The organism is Clostridium lacusfryxellense (assembly GCF_018861735.1).
GTDB classification, from domain to species: Bacteria; Bacillota; Clostridia; order Clostridiales; family Clostridiaceae; genus Clostridium_AD; species Clostridium_AD lacusfryxellense.
The window spans coordinates 1-1,610 of the sequence record NZ_JAHLEB010000137.1 but is presented as its reverse complement, the minus strand read 5'-3'; the positions used below and the strand labels follow the sequence as shown (position 1 = coordinate 1,610).

Below are 1,610 nucleotides of genomic sequence, written 5' to 3'. Positions count from 1 at the left end.
TATGGCATGAAGGTAACACCCGTTCCCATACCGAACACGAAGGTTAAGCTTCAATGCGCCGATGGTACTGCAGGGGTGACCTTGTGGAAGAGTAGGTTGTCGCCAGGTAAACATGGTTTACTAGCTCAGTTGGTAGAGCACATGACTTTTAATCATGGTGTCCGGGGTTCGATTCCCCGGTAAGCCACCAAAAAAAGCACTTATTTATGAAGTGCTTTTTTTATTTTTTAAATTTAATATAACTTCAGAATTTTTTAATTAGAATATTATGATGAAATTAAATCAAATGAGAAAGTTATCTATATTTAGATAAATAACACTTTATTGATTTTGTTATTTACTAATTTTATAGTATATAATAATAAAAATGTACAATTATAATAAATTTAAAGGAGAGTAATTATGGAGAAGAAAGTTTTAGCTATAGTAAATGGAAATGAAATAACTCAAAATGATATAAATAGATCATTATTAAGGTTTCCACAGGAAACACAAGAACATTATAAGACAGAAGAAGGAAAAAAACAATTTTTAGATCAAATGATAAATTTTGAATTAATATATAATTATGCAATTGATAGTGATATGGAGAAGGATCCAGATTATATAGAACAAATGAAGTTAATACAAAAAGATGTTTTAATACAAATAGGTATAAAAAACATAATGTCTGAAATAGATATAACACAGGAAGAAATTCAAAAGTACTATGAAGATAACAGCCAAATGTTTAAGAGTGAGGAGACTGCTTCAGCTAAACATATATTGGTAGATACTTTAGAAGAAATTCAAAAAATTAATGCAGAAATAACTAATGGAATGCCTTTTGAAGAGGCCGCTCAAAAATACTCTAAATGTCCGTCAGCAGCGCAAGGGGGAAGTTTAGGTAGTTTCACTAGAGGTAAGATGGTACCTGAATTTGAAGAAGCAGCTTTCAAATTAAAAGTTGGTGAAGTAAGTGAACCTGTTAAAACTCAATTTGGATATCATTTAATACAATTAGATGAGATAAGTTCACAAGAGATGAAATCTTTGGAGGAATCTAAGAATACAATTATGGAAAATATTTCACACCAAAAACAAAATGAGAAATATATAAGTTCTGTAGATGAATTGAAAAATAAATATGCCATAGAAATAAAATAAATATATAATTCACAGTTTAATACTGTTATTATATCAGAGAAAACAACATCATTTTTGGTGTTGTTTTTTATTTTTTTTATAAATAAATTATAAATATTAGTATAAATCTAAAGAATAATATACCTATATAATACATTAATGGATATTTAAACGTTAGAGTTGTTACTAAAAAAAATTTAAAAGCATTTGAACTTAAACAATCAAATTTAAAAGTAAAAATAAAAACCTCATTTATATATAAAAGTGTTGACAAAACAAGAAATACCTAGTAAACTTGTAGAAGTCGTCACATGATGACAAATTAAGTTGGTCTTTGAAAATTGAACAGAGAAATAGGTAAACTTAGCAAAATAATATTTTGTTAAACCAGTCAATTACTTTAGTATAAAGTAAAATTTAGTCGTAAGACTAAAAGTATGTAATGAGCTTGAGTAACAACTTAACAGTTGTCTCAGATTAATTAT

General features: G+C 27.3%; 1 protein-coding gene, 1 tRNA gene and 1 rRNA gene. All 3 read left to right on the top strand.

Annotated features, from left to right (window positions below; translation table 11 throughout):
- Nucleotides 1–108: ribosomal RNA gene (gene rrf, locus KPL55_RS25605) — 5S ribosomal RNA — on the top strand; the annotation flags it as partial.
- A 6-nt stretch (nucleotides 109–114) separates the two neighbouring features.
- A tRNA-Lys gene (locus tag KPL55_RS25600) sits at nucleotides 115–190 on the top strand.
- Nucleotides 191–402: 212 nt separating this feature from the next.
- Nucleotides 403–1,146: a peptidylprolyl isomerase gene (locus KPL55_RS25595; protein WP_216309572.1), complete on the top strand. Its 744-nt coding sequence runs from the start codon at nucleotides 403–405 to the stop codon at nucleotides 1,144–1,146.
- Nucleotides 1,147–1,610 lie beyond the last annotated feature (464 nt).

What these genes read in the sequence shown, in the direction of transcription:
- KPL55_RS25595 (WP_216309572.1), top strand. Translation starts at nt 403, where the DNA reads ATGGAGAAGAAAGTTTTAGCTATAGTAAATGGAAATGAAATAACTCAA.